26 protein-coding genes are annotated in these 26,224 nt (G+C 38.2%); 14 read left to right on the forward strand and 12 right to left on the reverse strand.

The genetic code is table 11. The features are described from left to right. Positions 1-49 precede the first annotated feature (49 nt). The 6 genes from GWI58_RS05775 to GWI58_RS05800 form a co-directional block, all read right to left on the reverse strand. Positions 50-1,198, reverse strand: coding sequence for an aminomethyl transferase family protein (locus GWI58_RS05775; protein ID WP_161768986.1), 1,149 nt, complete (start codon positions 1,196-1,198; stop codon positions 50-52). A gap of 30 nt (positions 1,199-1,228) precedes the next feature. Beyond that, the gene (locus GWI58_RS05780) at positions 1,229-1,549 is read right to left on the reverse strand and encodes an acyl carrier protein (RefSeq protein ID WP_004246773.1); all 321 of its coding nucleotides are present in this window, start codon (positions 1,547-1,549) and stop codon (positions 1,229-1,231) included. A 12-nt stretch (positions 1,550-1,561) separates the two neighbouring features. Further along, the gene (locus GWI58_RS05785) at positions 1,562-2,140 is read right to left on the reverse strand and encodes a 3-hydroxyacyl-ACP dehydratase FabZ family protein (RefSeq protein WP_004246772.1); all 579 of its coding nucleotides are present in this window, start codon (positions 2,138-2,140) and stop codon (positions 1,562-1,564) included. A 12-nt stretch (positions 2,141-2,152) separates the two neighbouring features. After that, entirely contained in the window at positions 2,153-2,908 is a 756-nt protein-coding gene (locus tag GWI58_RS05790; protein ID WP_041701383.1) for an SDR family oxidoreductase, read from the reverse strand. Positions 2,909-2,929: 21 nt separating this feature from the next. Next, on the reverse strand, positions 2,930-3,298 hold the full coding sequence (gene acpS / locus GWI58_RS05795) for a holo-ACP synthase (RefSeq protein ID WP_161768987.1): 369 nt from the start codon (positions 3,296-3,298) through the stop codon (positions 2,930-2,932). Between the two features lie 74 nt (positions 3,299-3,372). Then, entirely contained in the window at positions 3,373-5,889 is a 2,517-nt protein-coding gene (locus tag GWI58_RS05800; RefSeq protein WP_161768988.1) for a two-partner secretion domain-containing protein, read from the reverse strand. A 450-nt stretch (positions 5,890-6,339) separates the two neighbouring features. Between GWI58_RS05800 and GWI58_RS05805 the strand changes: the two genes are divergently transcribed. Further along, positions 6,340-7,698: an NCS2 family permease gene (locus tag GWI58_RS05805; RefSeq protein ID WP_004249062.1), complete on the forward strand. Its 1,359-nt coding sequence runs from the start codon at positions 6,340-6,342 to the stop codon at positions 7,696-7,698. Between the two features lie 75 nt (positions 7,699-7,773). On the opposite strand, the gene GWI58_RS05810 is transcribed toward GWI58_RS05805, so the two are convergent. Beyond that, positions 7,774-8,322, reverse strand: a complete 549-nt coding sequence (locus GWI58_RS05810) for a GNAT family N-acetyltransferase (RefSeq protein WP_004246767.1) — start codon at positions 8,320-8,322, stop codon at positions 7,774-7,776. A 13-nt stretch (positions 8,323-8,335) separates the two neighbouring features. Then, entirely contained in the window at positions 8,336-9,799 is a 1,464-nt protein-coding gene (locus GWI58_RS05815) for a glycosyltransferase family 39 protein (protein ID WP_161768989.1), read from the reverse strand. A 189-nt stretch (positions 9,800-9,988) separates the two neighbouring features. Between GWI58_RS05815 and yihI the strand changes: the two genes are divergently transcribed. From yihI to GWI58_RS05845, 6 genes are all read left to right on the forward strand, one after another. Continuing rightward, on the forward strand, positions 9,989-10,489 hold the full coding sequence (gene yihI, locus GWI58_RS05820; RefSeq protein ID WP_004246765.1) for a Der GTPase-activating protein YihI: 501 nt from the start codon (positions 9,989-9,991) through the stop codon (positions 10,487-10,489). A 213-nt stretch (positions 10,490-10,702) separates the two neighbouring features. Next, the gene (locus GWI58_RS05825; RefSeq protein WP_161768990.1) at positions 10,703-12,151 is read left to right on the forward strand and encodes a DUF4026 domain-containing protein; all 1,449 of its coding nucleotides are present in this window, start codon (positions 10,703-10,705) and stop codon (positions 12,149-12,151) included. Between the two features lie 392 nt (positions 12,152-12,543). Next, positions 12,544-12,780, forward strand: coding sequence for a ferrous iron transporter A (feoA, locus tag GWI58_RS05830; RefSeq protein WP_004246763.1), 237 nt, complete (start codon positions 12,544-12,546; stop codon positions 12,778-12,780). A gap of 49 nt (positions 12,781-12,829) precedes the next feature. Then, complete coding sequence (gene feoB / locus GWI58_RS05835) at positions 12,830-15,160, forward strand: Fe(2+) transporter permease subunit FeoB (RefSeq protein ID WP_020946418.1); 2,331 nt, start codon at positions 12,830-12,832, stop codon at positions 15,158-15,160. Between the two features lie 20 nt (positions 15,161-15,180). Continuing rightward, a complete protein-coding gene (locus tag GWI58_RS05840; protein WP_004250034.1) occupies positions 15,181-15,414 on the forward strand; it encodes a FeoC-like transcriptional regulator in 234 nt (77 codons plus the stop codon). A gap of 217 nt (positions 15,415-15,631) precedes the next feature. After that, entirely contained in the window at positions 15,632-16,078 is a 447-nt protein-coding gene (locus tag GWI58_RS05845; protein WP_004246759.1) for an OsmC family protein, read from the forward strand. A 25-nt stretch (positions 16,079-16,103) separates the two neighbouring features. Here the strand turns inward: GWI58_RS05845 and bioH are convergent, their stop codons facing one another. Then, on the reverse strand, positions 16,104-16,889 hold the full coding sequence (gene bioH, locus GWI58_RS05850; RefSeq protein WP_036919306.1) for a pimeloyl-ACP methyl ester esterase BioH: 786 nt from the start codon (positions 16,887-16,889) through the stop codon (positions 16,104-16,106). A 39-nt stretch (positions 16,890-16,928) separates the two neighbouring features. Here bioH and GWI58_RS05855 point away from each other — a divergent pair, with 39 nt between their 5' ends. The 6 genes from GWI58_RS05855 to glpD all read left to right on the forward strand — a co-directional run bounded on the left by GWI58_RS05855 (position 16,929) and on the right by glpD (position 22,212). Further along, positions 16,929-17,621, forward strand: coding sequence for a DNA utilization protein GntX (locus GWI58_RS05855; protein ID WP_223852263.1), 693 nt, complete (start codon positions 16,929-16,931; stop codon positions 17,619-17,621). Positions 17,622-17,681: 60 nt separating this feature from the next. Further along, entirely contained in the window at positions 17,682-18,260 is a 579-nt protein-coding gene (nfuA, locus tag GWI58_RS05860) for a Fe-S biogenesis protein NfuA (RefSeq protein WP_004246756.1), read from the forward strand. Between the two features lie 180 nt (positions 18,261-18,440). Further along, positions 18,441-18,767 carry a thiosulfate sulfurtransferase GlpE gene (gene glpE, locus GWI58_RS05865; protein WP_004249057.1) on the forward strand — a complete coding sequence of 109 codons (327 nt, stop codon included), beginning with the start codon at positions 18,441-18,443 and terminating at the stop codon, positions 18,765-18,767. An 18-nt stretch (positions 18,768-18,785) separates the two neighbouring features. Further along, positions 18,786-19,625: a rhomboid family intramembrane serine protease GlpG gene (gene glpG, locus GWI58_RS05870; RefSeq protein ID WP_004246754.1), complete on the forward strand. Its 840-nt coding sequence runs from the start codon at positions 18,786-18,788 to the stop codon at positions 19,623-19,625. Between the two features lie 38 nt (positions 19,626-19,663). Continuing rightward, a complete protein-coding gene (locus tag GWI58_RS05875) occupies positions 19,664-20,422 on the forward strand; it encodes a DeoR/GlpR family transcriptional regulator (protein WP_004246753.1) in 759 nt (252 codons plus the stop codon). A 296-nt stretch (positions 20,423-20,718) separates the two neighbouring features. Beyond that, complete coding sequence (gene glpD, locus GWI58_RS05880) at positions 20,719-22,212, forward strand: glycerol-3-phosphate dehydrogenase (protein ID WP_004246748.1); 1,494 nt, start codon at positions 20,719-20,721, stop codon at positions 22,210-22,212. Between the two features lie 133 nt (positions 22,213-22,345). On the opposite strand, the gene GWI58_RS05885 is transcribed toward glpD, so the two are convergent. After that, positions 22,346-22,702, reverse strand: a complete 357-nt coding sequence (locus tag GWI58_RS05885; RefSeq protein ID WP_004249056.1) for a DUF488 domain-containing protein — start codon at positions 22,700-22,702, stop codon at positions 22,346-22,348. Positions 22,703-22,989: 287 nt separating this feature from the next. Between GWI58_RS05885 and metF the strand changes: the two genes are divergently transcribed. Next, a complete protein-coding gene (metF, locus tag GWI58_RS05890; RefSeq protein ID WP_004246744.1) occupies positions 22,990-23,889 on the forward strand; it encodes a methylenetetrahydrofolate reductase in 900 nt (299 codons plus the stop codon). 48 nt (positions 23,890-23,937) lie between these two features. Here metF and GWI58_RS05895 read toward each other — a convergent pair whose 3' ends face one another. Together GWI58_RS05895 and GWI58_RS05900 are read right to left on the reverse strand one after the other, a co-directional pair. Then, positions 23,938-24,528 (reverse strand): DUF4291 domain-containing protein, encoded by a 591-nt coding sequence (locus GWI58_RS05895; protein ID WP_004246743.1) that lies wholly within the window; start codon positions 24,526-24,528, stop codon positions 23,938-23,940. A gap of 688 nt (positions 24,529-25,216) precedes the next feature. Further along, positions 25,217-26,221 carry a LacI family DNA-binding transcriptional regulator gene (locus GWI58_RS05900; RefSeq protein ID WP_004249055.1) on the reverse strand — a complete coding sequence of 335 codons (1,005 nt, stop codon included), beginning with the start codon at positions 26,219-26,221 and terminating at the stop codon, positions 25,217-25,219. Positions 26,222-26,224 lie beyond the last annotated feature (3 nt).

The following is a 26,224-nucleotide window of genomic DNA, read 5'->3' on the forward strand; positions in this document are numbered from 1 at the left end:
AATATTTATTATGTTTAATAAATATCTTTGCTATAAATTTAATCTTTCATTATTGATGTCTTTCAAGATAACTATCTTCGGTTGGATTAATTATTAAACTTAAATTATTAACAAAGGGAATACTCGTTGTGATAAAATCAATATCACCATAAGCCGTTTTTATTTTATAGTCATCAATATCAACGTAAGCAAATTCTCGTTTTAATAATATTCTGGCAATGTGTTCTTTTAATATAAAAGAGTATCCCACTTGAATAACTACGCCTATTTGTTCATTTTGGTAATAGATTGCATCGCCTTGTAAAATTGCAGCATTCTGAGGCATATTAATTATTCTTGCGCCCACTATTTTCTGATCTACCCCATTATCGGCACGTTGTTTTATTGCATCTTGACCAATAAATGCATCTTTATCGTAACTAATCGCCCATTGCATCTGTAACTCAATAGGACAGCGACTAAAAGGATTAATCACTTGAGGCTCCCAACAAGGATTTTCTAGTCGTATATTTTTTAAATCATCAACCCCGCCAATCTTTAAATCAAATTTCTCAGATAAAGTGCATAAATGTCGCCAAATAGACATTAACTTCTCTTCATCTCCCATAATGGGATAACAATATTCACCGTGTTTACCAACACGCATAGTAATGACATCTTCATCAACATACATAAACTCATGAAAAGGTAATCCAATAATATCCATACCGACGATTTCAGATAAAATTTCCCAAGCATAGGGGCCTTCTAGACAGATCATACGCCAATCTGGAGTAAGAGAAGCGATAGCATCAATTTGGTAGCATTCACCCCGTTCATCTTGCTTATCTAATACTTTTTTTATCTGCTGGCATATGGCATCACTATTCATCCACTCTGAAATAAAAAAATAGTGTTCATTATCACATAGTACATAGGCATCACTTATTATTTTCCCTTCTTTATCTAGCAACAATGTATAAAGTAGTTGTTCATCACGAATAGATGAAATGTCTGCAGAAATAAGATAATTGAGTAACCGCCAAGCATCTTCACCAGAAATTTTCACCATGCCATAATGAGAAAAGTCTGTCATTAATATGCTATTTCTTACCGAGAAATAAGCCTCATGTTCATTAGTATAACGTTTGGGAAGTGTCACTCCATTATATTCACCGAATAATACATTCGCTTTATTTTCCATTTCAAAGTATTTCATAACATCTCCAATAAATAAAAATGATATAACTTAATTATTATTACTCTCATTTTTTTCTTGTTTTTCTCGCTGTTTATTTAAAATAAAGGTTGTTAGGCTATTTATTGTTCTCATATAAGAGGGATCATCACCTTCTGTTACTTGAATATTAAATTCATCATTAAGAAAGACAATTATCTCAGTGGCATCAACAGAATCTAATTTTAAACCACTACCAAATAACGGAGTATCATCATCAATTTGATTAATACTCTTATTTAAATTGAGTCGTTCAATAAGCCCTTCTTTGACTCGCTTTAACATTTTTTTTCTTTGTTCAATTTTTTCATTTAACTTATCGTCATTTTCCATACTATTAATATCCTAATTTTTATTTTGTTCAGAATGATTATATTCTCTGAAATTAACTATGGTGCCATTAGCAATGATTTTCTTTCCCACTCTTGCCTCAACAGAATAGTGTTTAAAATTGCTTTTATCAGAAAATAATAGAATGCTTGTTATCTCTATGGTATCCCCTGGGTAAGCAGCATTTTTATACCTTAAATTTTGTGAGGCCAATACACCGGAAACCTTTCTTCGATGCTGAATTAAAATTCGTTCTGATCTCGGCTCATTGAGGGCTTTGGCTATTTCTTTAAATGTATTTAATTCAATATTGTGTTCTATTTTATAAATTGAACAAAAGTCATCAATAAAAGATAAATACTCACTCGTTTGACCAAAGATTTCCGCCACCATAACCCCTGGCATAACAGGATCGGTTGGAAAATGTCCTAATAAATAGGGATCATTAAAGGTGACATGTTTAATCGTTTTGATAATAGGTTTTTCACTAGGGACAAAATCGACTATCCTATCAACCATAATGGTCGGTTGTCGCCATGCGCCTAATTTTAAAAATAGTGTAGGAGGCAATAACGATTGATTATAGAGACTCATAAGGGTTACCTCTCATCGCATCACCATCCCACCATCAACGATTAATGTTTGCCCAACAATATAGCTCGATGCCTCGGAGCTTAAAAATACAATGGTATTGGCAACTTCAGCACTTGCTCCCAATCGTTGTAATGGAATAACCGATTTAATATGACGTACGACTTGGCGTGACACTTTTTTGACCATGTCAGATTCAATCATACCCGGTGCCACCGCATTGACTCGAATTCCTTTACCTGCCAACTCTGCAGCCAACGTATGAGTAAAACCTATAATTCCAGCCTTAGCGGCGCTATAGTTACTTTGCCCAATACTTGGAACAATCCCTGCAATAGAAGCAACATTAATAATGGTCGCTTTTTCTGCCGATCTTAATAAAAGCAATAACTGTTTAGTAAATTGACAAGTTCCTAATAAATTGGTTTTAATAACATATTCAAATTCACTTATATTTATAGCAGAAAATAATTCATCTTTAATCACACCTGCATTGTTGATTAATATATGAATAGCATTAGCATATGCCTTTAGTTTATCTAAAAAATCATGAATTGATTTATCATTATTGATATCACATTGTAATATATATAAGTGCTGACAATATTCACTCTCTTTTTTTAGCTTATCTAAGTTATTTCTATTTTGGTGATATAATGCATAAACATGACACTGCTGTTCAAGGTATTTCTGGCAAATTGCAATACCTATATCACCATTAGCTCCTGTAACAATCACATTCTTATTCTTTAGATCAGAATATATAAACATAATAAAACACCTATAAAAGCATCAATTAAAAATTGCAACAGCGACAGCATAATGATCACAATGAGAAATACTTAATAATGATTGGGTTATTTTTTTCTGCTTTAATAAATTAGAAAAATGGCCTGTAAAAAAATAACAAGGTGCGCCATATTCATCATGCCTTATTTCAATATCATGAAATAAAATTCCCAAACGAAATACTGTACCTATTGCTTTTACAGCGGCTTCTTTAGCAGCCCAAAACCCTGCAACACGATGATAATTTTCATGAATTCTACCGATACTGTTTCTTTCATATTCAGTTAATAATCGCTGAGTTAACGGTTCACCACTTCTACATATTGCAATAGCCACCTTTTTTATTTCTATAATATCAGTTCCTATTCCCATATTATTTCATACTCAAGATGGTGTATCCTTTGATCTATGAGCGACAAAATATCGCTCATAGATAGGCTAAAATGTTATTTATTTAACGGCCCGACAACTTTACCTTTATTAGTAAAAGTGCCTTTATTATCGATAGTAATACTTTCTCTACCAACAATAATACCTGATTTTTCATTAGTAATATTCTCACCAGAAATAGTCGTGTCTTTTATTGAATTAAGAATACCGCGATTAATAATATTTCCTGTCACACCTAATTCGAAACTATTTTTACCTGACATAATACTATTGCTGGCATTGGTATATTTACCATTTATATTTACACGTAAATGTTCTACACCAGAAATGACGCCATTGTTTTCAAAATCACGATTAACCGTCACTTCAGTATCACCACTCGACGCAATAACACCTTTTAAGGTATTACTTTCAACCGAACCTGTACTGTTATTTTTCAGTGTATCGGTTTGCAGTGTTAATTTATCCTGGCCAAACAATGTGCCTTGTGAATTGGTAAAGGTGCTTGTCACTACAGAGGCATTTTTATGTGATGCAATAGTACCACTGGTATTATCAACAGAGGTGAATTTAAGCTCCATATCCCCATTTTCTGTTACAATACGTCCTTTATTACTCACTAATTTATTGCCACTTAATTTCATTTCTCCTTTACTAATTAATCCCCCTTTCTGATCAGGTTGCCCCAGATAAAATCCCATTTCTGTTTTGAAATCTAAACTGCTGTTATTCGTCAGTTCTGGTGTATCAATCTCTAATTTCTGTTCAGTGATCACAAATCCTGATGTGTTATTAAATTTATCTGTTTTAAAATAAATAGCGTCTCCTTTAATAACACCTTTATTATTATTTATATAAGGCGCACTGATGGTGACACTATCGCCTTCTAAGTAAAAAACACCAAAGTTATTATCTAATGTCTGGGAGAAAGTCACATTAGCACCAGTTTTAGATGCTAAGCCACCATAGAGGTTTTTGATCTTATCACTACTAAATGTCAAGTATCCCCCTGATTTTATATGTCCCCATTTATTGGTAATGTCGCCTTTGTTAGTGAAGTTCATATCGCCATCGGTGGCAATAATCCCTTGGTCATTATTCAGTCCAGCAATATTAACTGTCATACCATCCAGGCCACTAAGAATACCTAATGAATCATCGCTAGCAGTATCTGCAGTCATACCGGTATTTTTCAGCGCCTTACCATTAGTATCAATTTCAACACGAGTAACTGAGCGTAGGCGGCTATGGGTATTATTCATTGCGCCACTAATAATACTAATATCCCCTGACGCATCAATATAAGCATCAATATTATTGAAGTCTTTTAGGTTAGTATTAATATCAATGACACTTTTAGAATTGATTTGACCCTCTTTATTATTAAATAAGCCACTATTAATTTTAATACCATTAGTAGCAGAAATACCGACGCCTTCACCGACCGTTGCAGTATTCGTTATTGGTTTACCGTTTGTCTGAATATCTAATTTATCTTTACTTGCAATATAGGAGGCATTGTTTTTAAATTCACCACTATTGATAGTTACATTTCCATCAGCAGAAATATTACCACCAGAGATATTATCAACTTTCGCTTCTTTTGTTTCTATTGAGATAGTTTTAGTACTTTGTATTTCACCAGTACTATTTGTAACACCTTTATCGAAAGCAAAATAGATATCCCCCTCAGATAAGAAGTTACCTTTATTATTATCAAGTGCACCGCTATGAATAAGCTCGATCCCTCCCCCAGCAGTTTCAACATTACCATTATTTTTCAGTGGTGAGTTAGCTTCAGTACCTATAAATTTTAGCGATGAGCTTCTCACTCCTGCATTCTTGACTATCTGCAAACTATATTTACTAGCAACGCCTGTTGGCTTTTGTGCAACCACCGTATTATCTTGTGCTTTAACTTCATTAGCGCCGGTTATCACATTCACATTAATACCAGATGCATCAAGAGGCGTTTCAATGGAAACATTGCGGGCAATTAAATCAATCTGTTGCGCACTTTTATCAAAAGTGGCATTACCTTTAACAGTAATATTCCCTTTTTCCACTTTATAACTATCAACGGTATCATTTTGTGTATTCACTTTCCCAGTAGTCAACACAACACGGTCAGCACTAAGAAAGTTACAGCTACTACAAATAATTCCAGCAGGATTAGATAAAATAACCCGTGCTTTTGTTCCGGCCACCTCAACAGGGCCATTTAACGTAATGGCTTTTTTAGCATTAACCTCAAGAGTAATCTCTTTTGCCGCACCGCTAGATAAATTACTATTACCGTCAATATGCCCCGATAATTGAGTATCAGCACCATCAGGACTATTATTTAATATTAACCCTGCTTCAGAAACATCAAAACTGGTTAATGAATTACTGGAATAGCCATTAATCGCTGCGGCAATATTAAGAATATCAACACTACTATTTTTTTGCTGTTGTTGCACAACAATATGAGCAGACGGATCCGCCTGTACTACTGTCGCCATATTTAATGTTGATAATACAGAGAAAACTAATAAATTAATTTTAAAAGAAACAATTTTTTTCCTATTCATTATAATTACCTTATATTAAGCAAAAAAGTTAATTAAATAATAAAATCTCTCTTTATTTAAAAGATCTATTAAGCACTAACAGGTGACAAATAAAATATAAAACAAAAAATCGATTGAAATTTACTGGTGAGTTAACTTTAGAGAAATATATTTATTTGGCAATAGGAAAGCATATTCATAATTAATTAGATCCCGAACTAAATAAAATGAAAACAATATAAATAATTACTCTGATAAAAATAATACCAATAGAGATATCATTTTATTTCTAATAACAAGACTTATTACTATAGGTATTAATGCTTAATTAAAACCTATACCTCCTTTATCTCTACAACACTTTTTCGTGATATGTTCGTCTTAAAACGCAATCGATTACTTTTTAGGTGCAGTTTCTAATTTATTTGTGTAGGATAAAGCGAAAAACATTTTTTTTGGGATCTTTTGTCTATGAGCATGTCATCACCAAATTCTGCTCCGCAGAGTTTGCTCCAACGCCTGTTTAAACTTCAGGAACACGGCACCACGGTTCGCACAGAACTGATCGCCGGTGTCACCACTTTTTTAACCATGGTTTACATTATCTTTGTTAACCCACAGATTCTTGCTGCAGCCCATATGGATATTAAAGCAGTGTTTGTTACTACCTGCTTAATTGCCGCGTTCGGTAGTATTTTAATGGGGCTGGTGGCTAATCTACCTATCGCCGTCGCACCCGCGATGGGTCTAAATGCCTTTTTTGCCTTTGTCGTAGTAGGAGCGATGGGGTATTCATGGCAAGTGGCCATGGGCGCTATTTTTTGGGGCGCAGTAGGTCTCTTTTTGCTTACTCTCTTTCGTATACGCTATTGGATAATAGCGCATATTCCGCTTAGTTTGCGTGTTGGGATCACCAGCGGTATCGGTCTGTTTATTGCCATGATGGGCCTAAAAAACTCTGGGATCATTATTCCTAACAACGACACCATTGTGACTATCGGTAATTTTGCCTCCCACAATGTGTTATTAGGTGCTCTAGGCTTTTTTATTATCGCCATCCTTGCGGCTCGTAATATTCATGCGGCAATCTTAATATCGATTATTATCACTACGGTGATTGGCCTGTTATTAGGGGATGTTCAATATCAAGGTATCTTTGATATCCCCCCTTCTATTGCTCCCGTTGTAGGGCAGGTTGATATTGTTGGCGCATTAGATATTGGCTTGTCTGGGGTTATCTTTGCTTTTATGTTGGTTAACTTATTTGACTCATCCGGTACATTAATTGGTGTCACTGATAAGGCAGGTTTAACAGACGATAAAGGTAAATTCCCACGAATGAAACAAGCGCTCTATGTAGATAGTTTAAGCTCTGTCGCAGGCTCCGCCATGGGGACATCATCTGTTACCGCATTTATTGAAAGTACCTCTGGTGTTTCTGTTGGTGGTCGTACCGGATTAACTGCAGTTGTGGTCGGTATTCTTTTCTTACTCGCCATTTTCTTATCACCACTGGCTGGCATGGTGCCAAGCTACGCTACCGCAGGGGCATTAATTTACGTCGGGGTGCTGATGACCTCCAGCTTAACGCGCGTAAAATGGGATGATTTAACTGAATCCGTACCAGCGTTTATTACCGCCGTGATGATGCCATTTAGCTTTTCTATCACCGAAGGTATCGCCCTTGGCTTTATCGCCTATTGTGTGATGAAAGTGGGTACTCTACGCTGGAAAGAAATTAATCTCTGTGTGGTGATCGTTTCACTGTTATTTATTCTAAAAATATTATTAATTGATACTCACGTCATTGATTTAAATAATTTATTTTAATATTTAATAAATTAATTTACTGATGATAAAAAAGCACCAATAATATTCATCACTGGTGCTTTTTATTATCTTAAATTACTTGATATAAGTTGGTAGCAACAAACCAAAAATAGCGGAATCAGACACTTCATCACCAACAATCCAGCGTTGCTTTAAATAGCCTTCTTGCTCAAAACCAAGCTTGGTTAATAATGCCCTAGAGGCTTGGTTATCGGGATGTATATCCGCTTCTAAACGGCGTATTGATAGATGTGTTCTTAAATAATCAATAAAAGCAATCATTGCCTCATACATCAACCCTTTTCCTTGAAAGGCGTTATCAAGACAATAACCAATTTCACCACGGCAAGAATGGAGATGATGATTGAAGAATACACACATGCCAATAAGTTTATCTGTTGCTTTATCAATAATGGCTAAACGCAGATATTCCTTACGCTCCATATGCGTAATATCCTGAATAATATCTTCCTTCGCTTGTTGTATATTTTGCCAAGGAAGATGGCTCCAATAACGAGTAACCTCAGGAGAGCTCATAATCTGGAACCACTCTTGAGCATCCTTCATGGCAAAAGAGCGTAATAATAATCGCTCTGTTTCAATACGAATATCAGCATAACGCATTTTGCAACTTCTCTTATTGCTGTTTAGGCGAGACAAAAGCGATACATACCGGCTCTGCCAGTGCATCAGGCTCAGAGCGAAACATGATCTCTTGAGTATCTGCTATTTTTAAACTCGGCCAATATTGTAATCCCGCATCAAAATGGGCTTTATCACAGTAATACCCCACCGGGCCAATCAATAAGACACCTTTGTCCTCTAATTGCGCCAACGTAATATGACGGTTATAAATATTAGGGGGCTGAACATCTTTCTCGACAATCCAGGGTTGGGCTGATAGCGGTCTATCTTTGCCATAAAAAGTGACCCACTCATGCATATACTCACCCCCTACATAAGATAAAGGCTGATGATAATGCTGATGCCAAGCATTCTCGACATCTTGTACAAAGGTTTTAACACCAATAAACTTTTGACCCGCATTACGCACATTAGCAGCTTGTACTACCGTATAACCAGATACCACTAACATACCAAAAACCGCTAAACCATATAACACACCACGTAATGAACGCTTAGGTATGACACTAATTGAGCCGACAAAAAGAGCGGTAGCCACTGACATAAAAGGTTGTAACCACTCAGTGATACGTCCCCCTTCATGGAAACTAAACCAAATAAAAATAATCGCTAATGGGAATAGCAAAATAAAATTCAATAATTGACTATCTTGAGAAGTACGCCAACTAACTCGCCCACCATAAAGACGTACAATTCCCCACATTAGCAGCACTGGATAGAAAACCGTTAAAGCGGCACGTAACGTACGTAAATTAAAACGTGCTTCTATTTGTGAGTCGACCCATTTAAAGGCGGCAAAGTCGTTTTGCCACAACCAAATAAAATTAGGTATGACAAACGCCAACCAGATAGCTATCGCAAGGTAAAAATAAGGGGAGCGATAACTTTGACGAACTTTAGGTACTAATACGCTTAATAAGAATACCGCACCAATCAGGGCTAATGAGGAGTATTTCCCCATAGTAGCCACCCCCATCACTGCAGCGAATCCACACCAATATTTGGGGTTGTCATTGATAGCGCATAAAAAGAAATAGAGCGCCCAAGGCCAGCAACCTACTAAAATATAATTATCGTTATAAGGAATGATATCGAAATTAATAATTCCTGATAAATTTAAACCTAACATGGCAAACCAAGCTAGGTGATAATTGTTGGTTAACTTATAGGCTAAATTCCAAACACCTAATAAGCCGATGGCTATCATCACAAAGTGGATAAAATACCAATAAAAGCTAAAATCAATACCACCATAAATGGCTGGCCACATAATAAAACCAACAAACCAAGGGTTTTTAGGTGAGCCCCAACCGCCATTAGTACCCCAGTTAACCGCTTCTACGGCATCATAAGGTACGGTGGGATCAAATAAATAGCTGACGATAATCCATAAAACCGCATAACCAATTATCCACCAATAAACTGGTTTGCGTAATCGAGCAAATGATAATGTCATAATAAACAGAATGTTAAGTTAATTAGTTTAAATTTATAGTTAATTGCTATCACAATACAGTAAAGTATAGTAAACCGAGCGCTACATTGTACGTGAGTAAATATTAAATTGTCTTAAATTCGTGCTTTTATCGCAAAATAGTTTCTGATAGATTGCGCAACCAATAAGATCACAAATCGAGTTACCATTATGAATATGATTAAAAGAAAACCCGCAGCTAAAACGCGTAAAAAAACACGTGAAGAGCTAAATGCAGAAGGACGTGAACGTAAGCGCCAGAAAAAGCATCGTGGCAATCCTGCTGGTAACCGTCAGCAGGAAGCGATGAAAAAAGAGCAAGCGCAAACCAATGAACAGAAAGATCCACGTATTGGTAGTAAAAAACCCATCCCACTCATCGTGGATAATCAGGCGCCTAAAGTAGATAAGAAAAAATCCGCGCCAGCAAAAATGGAGCCTATGCGCTTATCGTTAGAAGAAGAGTTAGCACTCTTAGAGAATGATACTCGTTTAGATGAATTACTCTCTCGTCTGGAAGAAGGGGGTAAACTCAATCCAGAAGAGCAAGCTTATACTGAAAAAACCCTTGATCGCATCGATGCGTTAATGGCGGAATTAGGCATTGAGTTTGAAGAAGATGACGATGAAGAAAAAACAGAAGATATTATGCAGTTATTAAAAGGTAAGTAATTTATCGTTACTCTATCTTAATCTGACAGATACCAAATATATATTGGTATCTGTTCATTCCCTTTCCCTCTATTTTAAATAGTCATAATTAGAAATTATGATTTTTTATTTAAATTTATTTTTTAAATAAAAGCTCAGACAACTCTATCTATTTCTTATTAAATAACCCTGATATTCTATTTTTCTTCTTTTAATATACGAGTAATAATAAGTATGGATAATAAACAACACTATTTAGATATCGCCGCAGGGCAAGGAAAAAAAGAGCCCTCTCGTATGGTGGCATTCCCTGCACAGCCACTAAACTATGCATTGATAGAACAACGCCTAGTGGAACAGACCGAATACACAGATGGTGAGATAAGCTATCTTAGTGATGATCTTGATGAAGGTTTTTTCTATCATTGCCAACATGGCGATGATGAGCTCCACTTTTTTATCTGCCTGCTACCACGATCAGAAGATTATCAAATACGTCCTATGTATGCGACAGATGAGATGACTCCTGAGCTATTAGCCCATGCCAATGCCACCACTCAAGACATCTTATTAGAAACGATGTTCTCTGACACCCTACATCCTTTAGCGAGTTATCGCCATCAGCTCAATCTACTGAACATAATTGCGCCAGAAATGATCCTCGCACTGGATGAATCTGCCGCAGGTAAAGGATTAACTCCCGAATGGATACGCTTTCAATTGGAGACACCCGATCTCTATCCTGAAGTAGAAAGTTTGTATGTTATTCATGCAGTTTACGATACAGAAAATGATCCACCAACCATGTTCTGGTTTCATACCCATGGCTTGCAACGTTGTGGCTTAACTGAAGTTGATTTAGTGATCCCAAGCATGTTGGAATCTTACTACGGTATTCCTGATCTTTTCCGTTGTTTTGTCAATAACAGTATTAACAACCACCAAATTGAATTTGGCGAGCCGATGCTTTGTGGACAAACTTCGTCAGGATTAGAATATTTAGTCGCGCTACCCTTTGAAGAAGGTATACGTCACGTTAATCAGTCCACACCTTTAGATAGTCTTAGACCATTAGAAGAGATGCGTTATAACACTCAAGGGGCACCACATGGCGTATTTCTGGGCGATATGGCTGATAGAGACGAATATCATCAGCACCCATCATCGATGTTATTTAGAACTAATGAAGAAAACCCTATTTTAGAAACTTTCTTTAAAGGTTATGAAGAACAACAAGCCATGATGCTACTACGCAGTAACGAAGAAACCTACGAAATGGCAGAAAAGGCCAAAAGGCGTTGGCAATATTTTCTCTCCATGTTTGATAACTACCATCAGCCCCCCGTAGAGAAAAAAACCGGTTTCTTGGCAAAATTATTAGGTAGTAAAGAGAGCAATGAAGAAACTGAGAGCCCATGGCAATTTATGATTAAGTTTGGTATTCCTTATGGTGATAAGGAAGAAAAAGAGCTTGAGCACATGTGGTTTATCCCTCAGTCTCGAGAAGGTGACCGAATTTATGCTAAGTTACTTAACGTACCATTCTATGTACAAGAAATGGAAGAAGGTGGCATTTATCCCATTGATATTGCGTTCATCACTGATTGGGTTATCTCTTATGAAGGTTATAGTTATACCCCTAATACGATTTATCAACTTTTTAGCCACCAGCAGACTCACTAATCCCACTAATTAAGTAGCACTATTCTCTGCAACGGGATCTGTCAGTATGACCTTGATGATAGATCCCGTTAATAGCATTCACTGATTGTTACACTAATGATGCGCAATTATCTCTAACTGTTACAGTTTGTTTTTTGATGAATAACAGTACAGCCTTCACTGCATTTATCTGATAGCTTTTCGACCATTATTATAAATTAAATTGATGTACATCAAGAGAACACATAGCCATTGTGGGCTAAATTATACTCAATAAAGATGGTTATAATTCTCATTTGCATTAAATATTTACCTAATCACCCTATTTTTCTTGTGCGTTTTCTTTTTAAATGCGTTAATAATTATCAGTATCATTATTTTTTGTATCAATATAATTAGTGGAAGGACGTTTTATGTCTCTCATTCCAAACCATAGCTACAAGATCCTCAGCTATTCCCCGCAAATTAGCCCTGCCTATCGGCAGAAGCTATTATCATTAGGGATGCTGCCAGGCGCTATTTTCAATGTGATCCGTATCGCACCTTTAGGTGATCCTATCCAAATTGAAACTCATCGGGTCTCTTTAATTTTGCGTAAAAAAGATCTCGCTTTGATAAATCTTAGCGAAATCGCTCATAACGAAAAATAACAGCTTATTTATCAACTACTCAGGCAATACAACTACTGGCATCACTATTATGACTCCTCTTACTATTGGTCTTATCGGTAATCCTAATGCGGGTAAAACAACGCTCTTTAATCAGTTAACAGGCTCTCGTCAACGTGTCGGTAACTGGGCAGGTGTTACTGTTGAACGTAAGGTAGGTCGCTTTACAACCAAAAATCATAAAATTGAATTAGTTGACTTACCGGGCACTTATTCTTTAACAACAATTTCAGAACAGACCTCTCTTGATGAGCAAATTGCTTGTCACTTCATCTTAAGTAATGAAGCGGATATGTTGATTAACGTTGTAGATGCTTCCAATCTTGAACGTAATCTTTATCTCACATTACAACTGCTTGAACTCGGTATTCCCTGTATCGTGGCACTGAATATGCTTGATATTGCTGAACACCAAAATATGCAAATTGATATTCAAGCGCTTTCTGAACAACTCGGTTGTCCGGTGATCCCTATGGTATCAACCAAGGCATCAGGGATTGATAAACTGAAAGACACTATTGATAGTTTTCCTGCCACCAAAAGAAAACCCGAAGAGTTACTAACTTCTTATCCAACATGGTTATTAAACGAAGTTGAATCTTTAGCTGAAAAAATTAATCACGATGAATTCAATTTACAGCAACGCCGTTGGATGGCATTACAATGTTTAGAAGGGGATATCTATACTCATCAACGTGCTGAAATTACCTCACAAGAGATAAAAGCCATTCGTCAGCGCATTCAAACTGAGCATAGTAATGAGCCAGAATTAGTGATTGCCGATGCGCGTTATCAAAACATTGAGCGTATTTGCCATGCAGTCATTAATATGGAGTCCATTAAGCCCAATCAGCTCACACAAAATATCGATAAAGTGATATTAAATCGCTGGTTAGGTGTTCCTATCTTCTTGTTTGTCATGTATTTAATGTTTGTACTTGCCATCAATATTGGTGGAGCATTGCAGCCTGCTTTTGAAGGTGGCTCTGAAGCTATCTTTATACATGGGATCCAATGGCTAGGTGCAACATTCAATTTCCCTGAATGGTTAACTATTTTCCTTGCTCAAGGTGTTGGTGGTGGTATTAATACTGTACTCCCTCTGGTACCACAAATCGGCATGATGTATCTCTTTTTATCTATCCTTGAAGACTCTGGCTATATGGCACGTGCTGCTTTCGTGATGGATAGATTAATGCAAGCGCTAGGATTGCCCGGTAAATCCTTTGTACCGCTGATTGTTGGATTTGGTTGTAACGTCCCATCCATTATGGGGGCACGTACTCTAGACGCCCCAAGAGAGCGATTAATTACTATCTTAATGGCTCCCTTTATGTCTTGTGGTGCACGTTTAGCCATATTTGCTGTTTTTGCTGCCGCATTCTTTGGTAAAAATGGCGCCAGCGTGGTTTTTTCACTTTATTTATTAGGGATCCTTGTTGCTATTTTGACGGGTTTACTACTCAAACATACCATTATGCGAGGTGAAGCTTCTCCTTTTGTCATGGAGTTGCCGGTTTATCACGTTCCCCATATCAAAACTTTATTAATACAAACTTGGCAACGTTTAAAAGGCTTTGTTATCCGCGCGGGTAAAGTGATTATCATCGCCAGTATGTTTATTGGTGCATTAAATAGCTTCACTTTTTCCGGTAAAGCGGCTGATAGTATTAATGATTCTGCCCTCGCTTCCGTCAGTAAAGTGATCACTCCGTTATTGCAACCTATTGGTGTGCATAGCGATAACTGGCAAGCTACCGTTGGTTTAGTCACTGGGGCAATGGCAAAAGAAGTGGTTGTAGGAACATTAAATACACTGTACACCGCAGAAAGTATTGTTAATGAACCTTTCGTTCCTGAAGAGTTTGATCTATGGGGCGAAATTGGTGACGCCTTTGCTGAAACTTGGGATAGCTTAAAAGAAACCTTTACATTCGCCGCACTTTCCAATCCTATTGAGGCAAGTAAAGGTGATGGTGAAATGGATACGGGGACTATGGGTACCATGGGTAGCAAATTTGGTAGTGCAATAGCGGCCTATAGCTACTTAATTTTCGTTCTACTATATGTGCCTTGTGTCTCTGTAATGGGGGCTATTGCTCGTGAAACCAGTCGTGGTTGGATGACATTCTCTATTCTTTGGGGATTAAATATTGCTTACTCACTTGCCGCTTTATTCTACCAAACAGCGACATTTAGCGAACATCCACAAAGTAGTACCATCACCATTGCTGCTGTATTGATATTTAACTTAATTATCTTTGTACTATTACGTAAATCTCGTCATCGTCTCAGTTTTAATTTAAGTAACAAACGCTCATTAGCGAAACAGTGCTGTGGTAAACAAGGTAGCTGTCACTAAGTCACAAAAGGAAAAATAAGATGGCAAGTTTGATGCAAGTTCGTGATTGTGTCGCGCTTAACGGTCGGGCTGATGCTCGTCTTGTCAGCCATCAGCTTAATATACCTGAACCTATGGTAAAAGCGATGTTAGAGCGGCTTACGTTAATGGGTAAATTACAAGAGGTCGATGTAGAAGAGTGCTTGGTGGGTAGCTGTAAAAGCTGCCCTGAAGCCACCGCATGTCAGACTAAAGTTTATCAATTACGCTCCTAACTCACTGTCTCTTTTAAACACATACCTTCCATATCCCCCTGCTATCTCACAGGGGGTTTTTCTGATAATCAAAATGAATTTTTTTCAACTTTTGCTGGTTATTCTTCATTTTACTTTTCCCATCACCTGCGCATAATCCAATCCTTAAATAGCCATAAAGACATCTAAATGTCCAAAATGAAATTATATACATTTACCTTAATTAGGATAATAAATTATGCCGATTACTGAATTCTCATCCATTATCTCTACGGGTACACAAGGTGGGTTGCAGATGCAATGTGCTTCTCGCCAATTTCAATTATTACTTGATGAGCCTATTTCATTGGGTGGAAACGATACCGCGATGACCCCCGTTGAAGCGCTACTTGGCACACTCGGTGCTTGTAAATGCATTGTTGCTAAGAGCTTCGCCCGCCTACACCATATTAATCTCCATAATATTCGTATTGAGGTAAAAGGCGAGCTAGATATCGATGGCTTTATGGGAAAGAATAAACAGGCTAAAATCGGCTTTAGTAAGATAACGACGCATTTCTATATCCAAGCAGATAATAGTAAAACAGAAATAGAAGCTTTTATCGCCTTTATTGAACGAACCTGCCCTATATTAGATACCATAACCAACCCACCAGAATGCGAAACGCTATATCATCTTGAATAGTCTATTAGCGTTATAACCTCTTCATTCATGCCAGAATTGATAAGGCCTCACACTGCTTTAACAAGGTCTCACTAAATTCATCCGGATGAGAAATAAAGGGAGCATGTGCGGCATGGCGAAAAATAACCGAAGGAGAGTCAGGATAACGAGCATCTAATAAAGCTGCGACTTTTCTTGGCACTAAACCATCTAAATAACCATAAAGCCGAATAAAAGGACAACATAAGGTAGTAAGCTGTTCTCGCAAATCTTCTGTACGTAAAATTTCCAGCCCGCCGTTTAATGTTTCAACGGAAGGCAAAGGTTGTGCCAACACGACCGCTTTCAAGGCCTTAGTATCTTCACGAGCACTTTGAGTACCGAGTGTTTGCAAGGCTAAAAAGCGCTCAACCGTTCGATGAAAGTTATCACTCAATTGTTGCTCGAAACCTTTTAACACGTCTGGCTTAATTCCTGGCCATGTTTCATGAGCAGCAAAACAGGGGGAAGAGGCAACGGTAATTAACGCCCGTACATTATTAGGATTATCAAGTGCAATACGGCTTGCCACTAATCCCCCTAATGACCATCCTAGCCAAATGGCTTTTTTTTCAGGTGCCTGTGAAAAAACAATATCAGCCATCTCTTTAAGCGTTAGCACAGGAAAACCTTGGCTTCTGCCGTATCCCGGCAAATCAACCAGATGCAGGGTAAAATGCGAGCTTAATCGCGTGATGATTGATTGCCAAACCTGAGCATTCAAGCCCCATCCGTGCAACAGCACAAGATGCGTTTTTCCTTCACCTAAAGTCTGCCAATACAATTTATTCATTGTTATGCTCTCTTCTCTTATTTTACAGGGATGTTCACTATGCTGATAACAATAGCAGGATATTGCTGGTTATGTCGTCAACCATTGCGTTATGGTAACCACAGCATTTGTTCAAGTTGTATTCGTCATCTGCCACAACAAAATAATCGTTGTCCGGGATGTTTGTATCCCTCTACCCACTCAATGATATTGTGTGGACGGTGTTTGCGATCACCACCACGCTGGAAACAGATGTTGACAGTCACTGACTATCGCCCACCGCTTAATAAATTATTACACCTTTATAAATATCATCCTCGCCCTCAGATAGCATTATGTCTTGCGAAACTTTTTTTATTACGGTGGCTTGCTCATCGTCGCGAGAATTTAGTTCGCAAGCCAGAGCAAATTATTAGCGTACCGCTACATCGACATCGTCGTTGGCGTAGAGGCTTCGACCAAGTTGAGGCTATCGCTAAACCTTTGGCAAGATGGTTAAATTGTTCTTATCACCCTAATACCTTGATAAGAACTCGTGCTACACTGGCACAAACACATCTTAATGCCAAACAAAGGCAACAAAATTTAGATAATGCCTTTATCGTAAATCGCACAGTGTCAGTGGCAGGCAAGGATCTGGCACTGATTGATGATGTTATCACCACAAGCGCGACGCTCAATGCTATTGTACCTTTGCTATTTCGTGCTGGAGCACGCTCTATTGAGGTATGGGCTATTTGCCGAACCTTGTAGTTAACCGTCAATTGGGCGTATGATAACCAACCAGAACAGTCAACTATTGAGCAAGACGATATGATTACTATTACTGATGCCGCACAGGCACACTTCGCCAAACTATTGGCTAATCAAGAACCCAATACTCAAATCCGTGTTTTTGTCATTAACCCAGGAACACCTAACGCTGAGTGTGGCGTTTCTTACTGTCCACCCGATGCAGTAGAGCCGAACGACACAGAAATTAAATTTGAAAAACTTTCTGCTTATGTTGATGACATCAGTGCACCTTTCTTAGAAGATGCAGAAATTGACTTTGTCACAGACCAATTAGGCTCACAATTAACATTAAAAGCACCTAATGCAAAAATGCGTAAAGTGGCTGACGATGCGCCTTTAATTGAACGTGTTGAATATGTACTGCAATCACAAATCAATCCACAGTTAGCGAGTCACGGTGGCCGCGTAAGCTTGATGGAAATCACTGAAGATGGCTATGCTATCTTACAATTCGGTGGTGGTTGTAATGGCTGCTCCATGATTGATGTCACTTTAAAAGATGGTATCGAAAAAGAGCTACTTAACCTGTTCCCAGAAGAGTTAAAAGGCGTGAAAGATTTAACCGAACACCAACGTGGTGATCACTCCTACTACTGATCCTCTATTACAAATCCCCTTTGATATTCACCTGCACAGATATCCTAGGGGATTTGTGTATATGCCATTATCATTTACAAAAGGTAACGCCATCTTTACTGATTTGACGTTATTATAGTGATATCGTTCTCTCGCTCAGAACATAAAAATGTAATTAACAATATAATAAATAAGACAATTATGGATAGTTTTCAATTTCTTAGTGTTGAACAAGCCTATCAATTTTGGGTATCTCAATCGGCTATTTTAGTTGATGTAAGAGATCCGCAAAGTTATCGTCTTGGTCATGCCACTGGCGCTTTTCATTTAACAAATGATACGCTTAACCAATTTCTACAAGATGCTGATTTTGATGTTCCTGTGATGGTGATGTGTTATCACGGTCATAGTAGCCAAGGCGCAGCACAATATCTGGTCAATATGGGCTTTGAAACCGTATATAGTATTAATGGCGGTTTTGAAGCATGGCTAAGAGAGTTTCCTCAAGCGATAACTTCTCTGCAATAATTACAGATGAGTTTCTCAATGATCCACATTATCACACTATCTAACCCGCAACTTGCTGATATGTTCGTCAATTATATGGCGACAAAAGGTGTTCGGATCCACGCAAAAACAGAAAATCAACAAGTCAGCCTTTGGTTGGAAAACGAACAACAACTCAATCAGGTTGAAAGTGAGCTAAAAACCTTTCTTCGTGAACCTTTTCACCCTCGTTACCAAGCGGCAAGTTGGCAAACAGGTACGCCTCAACGTACGGGTCTACAATATCGCCCGGCTTTTTCAATCAAAAGCATGGTGCAACAATCAGGCCCTTTAACGGTTTTGACCATAATCTTATGTGTGCTCGTCTTTATCTGGCAGCAAATAGTGGGCGATTACAATGTCATGTTACACCTTGCATGGCCATACGATGCTAGTCTCGATTTTGAACTATGGCGTTATATCACCCCAGCATTTGTTCACTTTTCGCTCATGCATATCGCCTTTAATTTAGCGATGTGGTGGTATTTAGCCAGCCAAACAGAAAAACAACTGGGTACAGGCAAATTATTTGTCATTATGCTCATTTCTGCGCTATTTAGTAATTGGGCACAATCACTGTTTGCAGAATCCAACTTTGGTGGACTTTCTGGTGTTGTTTACGCGCTAATTAGCTATGTTGGCTTAACAGGTTTGCGGGCTCCAGAAAAAGGGATCGGTGTTCCTACCGGCTTAATTGTTTTTTCCATATTATGGATAATCGCGGGTTATATGGGCGTTTTAGGTGATTCTATCGGAAATGCTGCACATTTTGCCGGCTTCCTTATCGGCTTATTGATGGCTTTGTGGGATAATCGACATCAATTATCTCGTCAATCATAATAAAATTAACATGATATTTTTAACTTTAGGGGACACCTGTGAAGCAAACACAACGGCATGATGCCATCATCGAACTGGTACGCTTACAAGGCTATGTCAGCACCGAAGAATTGGTGGAACATTTTGAGGTCAGCCCACAGACTATCCGACGTGATTTAAATGAATTAGCGGAAAAGAACAAAATCCAACGTCATCATGGAGGCGCTGCATTACCCTCTAGCTCTGTTAATGCCGCTTACCACGACCGTAAGATCATGTGGTCTGATGAAAAATCACGTATTGCCCAACGTGTTGCTAGCTTAATTCCTGATGGTGCAACACTATTTATTGATATTGGTACTACCCCTGAAGCCGTAGCCCATGCACTGATTAACCATAAAAATCTGCGTATCGTCACTAATAATCTGAATGTCGCCACTTTATTGATGGATAAAGAAGACTTTCGCTTGATCTTAGCGGGTGGCGAAGTGCGTACCCGTGATGGTGGTATTGTCGGTGAAGCCACCCTGGATTTTATCTCTCAATTCCGCCTTGATTACGGCATCTTAGGGATAAGTGGTATTGATATGGACGGATCTTTGTTGGAATTTGACTACCATGAAGTCCGCACTAAACGTGCCATTATCGAAAATTCTCGTTGTGTTATGTTAGTGACCGACCACTCTAAATTTGGCCGTAACGCGATGGTCAATCTTGGTAATATGAATCTGATTGATTACCTTTTCACCGACCAAGAGCCACCATCTGGCATTCAAAAAATTATTGAACAACATAACGTTCAGCTTGAGCTTTGCTAGGATAACCCTCTATTAAAAAGTACCTTTCGGGGTACTTTTTCCTATAAACTTCCGCTTTTTTACCTATTTATTCTTTTGTCAAACCCCATTCCCTTTCCTATTCTTATCAATAACATCATTTGTTCTTTTCAGTTAATAAGCACATTAAATGTAGGGATATGATAATAAATTGTTATTTATATCACGCAGTAATGTTTTTTATCGGTTATATAGTTGGCATTTCCAACAAAATTCATTACAATTATGAGCGAAAACGAACATTAAAGAATTGTTTCGCGCATTCTTAGGAGGATGTTATGGAAACTAAAGACTTGATTGTCATCGGCGGCGGAATAAACGGCGCTGGAATTGCGGCGGATGCAGCAGGCCGAGGCCTTTCAGTATTAATGCTGGAAGCTCAAGACTTAGCCAGTGCAACATCTTCCGCTAGCTCAAAATTAATTCATGGTGGCTTACGCTATTTAGAGCATTACGAATTCCGTTTAGTCAGTGAAGCATTGGCTGAACGTGAAGTTTTATTGCGTTTGGCGCCTCATATCGCATTTCCGATGCGTTTCCGTTTACCGCATCAACCCCATCTACGCCCAGCATGGATGATCCGCATTGGTTTATTCCTCTATGATCACCTAGGCAAACGTGTCAGTTTACCGGGCAGTAAAAGTATTAAATTCGGGGCTAACTCTGTCTTAAAACCTGAATTAACTCGTGGTTTTGAATATTCCGACTGTTGGGTAGATGATGCTCGTTTAGTAGTATTAAATGCGCAAGAGATCGTTCGTCGTGGCGGTGAAGTTCGTACTCGTACCAAAGTGACGCGCGCTTGGCGTGAAAACGATTTATGGATGGTGGAAGCACAAGATTTACGCACCGGTGAAACTTCTCGCTACCAAGCAAAAGCATTAGTGAATGCAGCCGGTCCTTGGGTTAAAACATTATTCGATGAAGGGTTAAAATTAAAATCACCTTATGGTATTCGCTTAATCAAAGGTAGCCATATTGTGATCCCACGTGCTCACGATGAACCCCAAGCCTATATCTTACAAAATGAAGATAATCGCATTGTATTCGTGATCCCTTGGATGGATGAGTTCTCTATTATTGGTACCACTGATGTTGAATACAAAGGTGATCCAAAAGATGTGGCTATTGATAACAATGAAGTTGAGTACTTATTAAAAGTCTATAACGACCACTTTAAGAAACAACTGACCAAAGACGATATCGTCTGGAATTATTCAGGGGTGCGTCCATTATGTGATGACGAATCCGATTCGCCACAAGCTATCACTCGTGACTATACCTTAGATGTACATGATGATAATGGTAAAACACCACTACTCTCTGTGTTTGGTGGTAAATTAACGACTTATCGTAAACTCGGTGAACACGCGGTTGATAAGCTAAATGCTTATTTCCCTAATATGGGTCAAGCGTGGACAAAAGAGGGTCAATTACCGGGGGGGAACTTAGAAGGTTACGATCGTGATGGCTATTCACGCCTTATTCGCCAACGTCATCCTTGGTTACCAGAAGCATTAGCACTACGTTTTGCTCGCACTTATGGTAGCAATACTGAAGTGTTGCTAGAAGGAATTACTGATTTAGCCGGAATGGGCGAAAATTTCGGTCATAATCTTTACGAAGCTGAATTACGTTATTTAGTTAAACATGAGTGGGTGATTGAGCTTGATGATGCTATTTGGCGTCGTACCAAACTTGGTATGTGGCTTAATGATGAACAAAAACAACGTATTACGCAATGGTTAGAGGCAAATACGCACACAGCATAATGCAGTAAAATATTCTCTGACTCTGTTCAATGTTCTTATTAGCAATTTTTGTGGCGCGATAATAGCGCCACTTTTTTTATTGCCGCATATGATGCTATTGACATTACACCTGACAAACCCATCGATAATTGCTTCAGCTGGTTTTGCACTGTTTTTGCAAAAATTCCATTAAAACCACAGCATTATTCTGTTTTTCATCTTTAGCGGAATACAGTAATACTAATGGTTTTTCTTTGGCTACCTTCAATAGTGGTTGCCAACTTTCCGGTATTGCTTCTAATTCTTTTATATAGCGAGCCGTAAATTGTGTGAAATCGCCATTTTCATGAAACCATTTTCTTAATTCAGTAGAAGGCGCGAGTGCTTTATTCCATTCATCATAATGAAAATCGCTCTTTTTCACCCCTCTAGGCCATAATCTATCCACTAATACACGATAACCTTCATGCTTACCGTCTTTATCATCATAGACACGTTTACAAGTGATCATTTCTACTCCCATTCAATCAATGAGTTAATTTTATTATAGAAGAAAATCTTCAAACGTATCCCTTCTGCGACTTTACGTTATTTAAGGTTGTCATCGTGCAACATGAAATTTTCTCCTCTTCCGATTGAATTATCCTCATTGAAACTAAGGTGAATAACTGTTGACTAAATAACCGAATTAAGAGAATCTGCATCTAGACGTCTAAATGGTTAGATGGGTAAATAAGTAGCGATACTTAACGGAATAACAATAACAACATGTGACACAACGATTGATGAGGTATAGGTATGAGCTTTTATCACGCAAGCCAGCATGAAGCGCTTAATCAAAATCTTGCTGAATTAGATGGCCAGATCCAAGTTTCTTTTGAGTTTTTTCCTCCTCGCACACAAGAGATGGAAAATACACTCTGGCAATCACTGGCTCGTTTAAATACCTTAAAACCTAGCTTTGTTTCGGTCACTTATGGTGCAAATTCAGGTGAACGAGATAGAACACATGCCATTATTAAAGATATAAAAGAGCGTACAGGCCTTGAGGCGGCACCACATTTAACCTGCATTGATGCCTGTCGTGAAGAATTACAGCATATAGCCCAAGACTATTGGCAAAGTGGCATTCGTCATATTGTGGCGCTACGGGGAGATTTACCTGATAACAGCCAGAAGCCAGATATGTATGCCGTTGATCTGGTTCATTTACTGAAAGATGTAGGAGATTTTGATATTTCGGTTGCTGCTTATCCAGAAGTGCATCCCGAAGCTAAAAGCGCACAGGCTGATCTTATTAATTTAAAAAAGAAAGTGGATGCGGGCGCTAATCGAGCCATTACACAATTTTTCTTTGATGTAGAAAGTTACTTACGCTTTCGTGATCGCTGTGTTTCAACGGGTATTGATGTAGAAATTGTTCCGGGTATTTTACCTGTCACCAATTTTAAACAGTTAAAACGTTTTGCCGGATTAACCAATGTGAAGATCCCCGGTTGGATGCATAAAATGTTTGATGGCTTAGACAACGATCCAGAAACTCGCGCACTGGTTGGTGCTTCTATCGCTATTGATATGGTGAAAATTTTAAGCCGTGAGGGCGTGAAAGATTTCCATTTTTACACTCTTAACCGCTCTGAATTGACCTACGCCATTTGCCATACATTAGGTGTTCGCCCACAGCTTGCGAAGGTTTAGTCTTATCACCCCGCCCATAGTCTATTGGCGGGGTTTTTCTAGGCGAGATTATTTTGCAAAATGATAAGGTTGCTCGATAGGAAGTAAGCTATATGCAGTATCTAGATCGCCATTAGTAATACAAGTATCTATTTTACGCACTTTATCAGTAATATCGGTAATATTAACAATCCACTCATTGCAATATTTTTCTACTGCTTGATTACGTAGCCCTATTTGAATGGTGCGATAACTTAAGCGATTAAGATAAATATCTCGTTCAGGATCCCACTGAATACGAATATCACTGGTTTCTGTTGCTTCTTGCCATTCTTTGGCACTCACATAGTGGTCGGGATCGAAATGACTGACCACACCTTGTGTTAGCATCTGTTGAAAGCCTTCATGGGTAATATCAACAGCCAAAATAGACGCTTGATTGGGATCTTTGCGCCCCCACCCTGAGCGATACATCATCCAAAGAAAGGAGGGTTTTACCCAAGTCATACGGGTCATACTAAAAGGGGGAGAAACAAAAGTACCATTTGCGACTGCGCTCTGAGCGATAGTAGTAGAATAGGCTTGGTAAACACGGACAAAATCATCCGTATAGTATGCCCTTACTTGACACTCAGGACATCGGTCAACATCATCGTTCATCTTTCTTTAATATCCTTTTATATTAATAAAATGGAGCTATCTGCTTAAATTATGAGCCTCTAACCAGAGATAATCAAGAGCCCCTATTTTCATTAGGGATTTAATAGAATATGACACCGTGACAAGCCATACAAAAGAATGATCATAAAGCGCATAAATTAAAATGGCCATTATCGCTGCAATAATAAAAAATTTAATCTTGCAAAATATATCTTACACTACGTCCACCAGCGCCAAAGGCGCTCAATACATTGTACTGATTATCAAAACGACTCGATCACGAAATTTACATTAAGTTCTCTTTTATTTTCTGATCACTAGCGCGGACTAAATAATTATTTTCTCTTTCCTTCTTTCTTTATAGGAAGAAAGGAAAATATTAAGCAAATAATCACAAATGATACTAATAGTATTCGACCATAGAAATAGGGAAAAAACCGAACAATCAAAACACTATAAAGAACAAAAAAATAGCAATAATGCTTAATATTAAAGATTGTTTAAGGTCTTTTAAAAAAAAGAAAATATTTTTTCATACATAGCCTACATTAAAGTCGCATATCTGATGATATAACATTCATCATATCAGAAGAGAATGGGTAGCCATTAACCACATACATCCCTCCAATGAGGCGAATAGAAAGCTTATTCTACTCACAAAGTGAGGCGAATAATCACGATATTTGACTCATGCTCCTGCAATTAGGCGTTTGATAAGTTGTGTTTTAATTAATGGAGGTGCTTTCACTACGTTACCTGCTATCTTAGCAGTCATGATTTCAAAGGCTTTTTCTACCAATAAGGTTTCATCTTGCTTCATTGACCAGACATTATTAGGTAAAAAACTTAACATAACGTGATCATCAAAAGTACCTATATTGATATGTGCGGGAATAACACCTTCTGTTTGGCGAATAGCACTTAATACGCCTTCTAAAATGGGCAGTGATGAGGCAATAAAATGACTGGGGATCTGCCGATGTTGTTCAAGATATTGCTTCATCATCTGTTCACCATCTTTGGTGGTGTTATGTTCTGCATAGGAAACGGTTACATGGCTTTCATCACCATAATGGGCTTTGATCGCCTGAACATAACCGCGCAAACGAGCTGCAATAGTAGGAAGAAGAGCATCACCGGCAAAAAAGTGGATTGGCGCATCTTGCTGTATCATCGCTTTCGTTAATTGTGCACCACTATCACAGTTATCAGACGCCACGCAAATTGCATTACTAACAGAAAAATCTCTATCTAAGAACACTAAAGGCTTTTGACGATGTTTAACGTGATGTTGCTGATTTTTTCGACTTGCTGAAACAATAAAAATCCCATCAACATTACGCTCATCCATAGACTTTACGAGCTTATTTTCATTTTTAATATCACCATAGGTACAACTTATCATCAGCTGGCAACCAATCTGGTGACAATGCATCTCTAACTTTTCCGCTAAAGCAGCAAAGAAGGGGTTGGACAGCCGAGGAATAACCAGACCATAGGTATCTGTTTTATTGAGTTTTAAGCTTCTTGCCGCATGGTTAACGGTATAACCAAAAACTTCGACATAATCAGCAATTTTTTTCTGGGTTTTTGCACTGATCCGATATTGATCACCTTTACCATTGAGTACTAATCGTACTGTGGTGATAGATAAATTCAGATCATTTGCAATTTGTTCAACTGTTTTTGCCATTAA

This window comes from Proteus sp. G2674 (assembly GCF_009915195.1).
GTDB lineage: Bacteria > Pseudomonadota > Gammaproteobacteria > Enterobacterales > Enterobacteriaceae > Proteus > Proteus mirabilis.

Excerpts from the sequence above, each read along its gene's own strand:
- GWI58_RS05775 (WP_161768986.1), bottom strand. The coding sequence starts at position 1,198 with ATGAAATACTTTGAAATGGAAAATAAAGCGAATGTATTATTCGGTGAA.
- GWI58_RS05780 (WP_004246773.1), bottom strand. The coding sequence starts at position 1,549 with ATGGAAAATGACGATAAGTTAAATGAAAAAATTGAACAAAGAAAAAAA.
- GWI58_RS05785 (WP_004246772.1), bottom strand. The coding sequence starts at position 2,140 with ATGAGTCTCTATAATCAATCGTTATTGCCTCCTACACTATTTTTAAAA.
- GWI58_RS05790 (WP_041701383.1), bottom strand. The coding sequence starts at position 2,908 with ATGTTTATATATTCTGATCTAAAGAATAAGAATGTGATTGTTACAGGA.
- acpS (WP_161768987.1), bottom strand. The coding sequence starts at position 3,298 with ATGGGAATAGGAACTGATATTATAGAAATAAAAAAGGTGGCTATTGCA.
- GWI58_RS05800 (WP_161768988.1), bottom strand. The coding sequence starts at position 5,889 with ATGAATAGGAAAAAAATTGTTTCTTTTAAAATTAATTTATTAGTTTTC.
- GWI58_RS05805 (WP_004249062.1), top strand. The coding sequence starts at position 6,340 with ATGAGCATGTCATCACCAAATTCTGCTCCGCAGAGTTTGCTCCAACGC.
- GWI58_RS05810 (WP_004246767.1), bottom strand. The coding sequence starts at position 8,322 with ATGCGTTATGCTGATATTCGTATTGAAACAGAGCGATTATTATTACGC.
- GWI58_RS05815 (WP_161768989.1), bottom strand. The coding sequence starts at position 9,799 with ATGACATTATCATTTGCTCGATTACGCAAACCAGTTTATTGGTGGATA.
- yihI (WP_004246765.1), top strand. The coding sequence starts at position 9,989 with ATGAATATGATTAAAAGAAAACCCGCAGCTAAAACGCGTAAAAAAACA.
- GWI58_RS05825 (WP_161768990.1), top strand. The coding sequence starts at position 10,703 with ATGGATAATAAACAACACTATTTAGATATCGCCGCAGGGCAAGGAAAA.
- feoA (WP_004246763.1), top strand. The coding sequence starts at position 12,544 with ATGTCTCTCATTCCAAACCATAGCTACAAGATCCTCAGCTATTCCCCG.
- feoB (WP_020946418.1), top strand. The coding sequence starts at position 12,830 with ATGACTCCTCTTACTATTGGTCTTATCGGTAATCCTAATGCGGGTAAA.
- GWI58_RS05840 (WP_004250034.1), top strand. The coding sequence starts at position 15,181 with ATGGCAAGTTTGATGCAAGTTCGTGATTGTGTCGCGCTTAACGGTCGG.
- GWI58_RS05845 (WP_004246759.1), top strand. The coding sequence starts at position 15,632 with ATGCCGATTACTGAATTCTCATCCATTATCTCTACGGGTACACAAGGT.
- bioH (WP_036919306.1), bottom strand. The coding sequence starts at position 16,889 with ATGAATAAATTGTATTGGCAGACTTTAGGTGAAGGAAAAACGCATCTT.
- GWI58_RS05855 (WP_223852263.1), top strand. The coding sequence starts at position 16,929 with ATGCTGATAACAATAGCAGGATATTGCTGGTTATGTCGTCAACCATTG.
- nfuA (WP_004246756.1), top strand. The coding sequence starts at position 17,682 with ATGATTACTATTACTGATGCCGCACAGGCACACTTCGCCAAACTATTG.
- glpE (WP_004249057.1), top strand. The coding sequence starts at position 18,441 with ATGGATAGTTTTCAATTTCTTAGTGTTGAACAAGCCTATCAATTTTGG.
- glpG (WP_004246754.1), top strand. The coding sequence starts at position 18,786 with ATGATCCACATTATCACACTATCTAACCCGCAACTTGCTGATATGTTC.
- glpD (WP_004246748.1), top strand. The coding sequence starts at position 20,719 with ATGGAAACTAAAGACTTGATTGTCATCGGCGGCGGAATAAACGGCGCT.
- GWI58_RS05885 (WP_004249056.1), bottom strand. The coding sequence starts at position 22,702 with ATGATCACTTGTAAACGTGTCTATGATGATAAAGACGGTAAGCATGAA.
- metF (WP_004246744.1), top strand. The coding sequence starts at position 22,990 with ATGAGCTTTTATCACGCAAGCCAGCATGAAGCGCTTAATCAAAATCTT.
- GWI58_RS05895 (WP_004246743.1), bottom strand. The coding sequence starts at position 24,528 with ATGAACGATGATGTTGACCGATGTCCTGAGTGTCAAGTAAGGGCATAC.
- GWI58_RS05900 (WP_004249055.1), bottom strand. The coding sequence starts at position 26,221 with ATGGCAAAAACAGTTGAACAAATTGCAAATGATCTGAATTTATCTATC.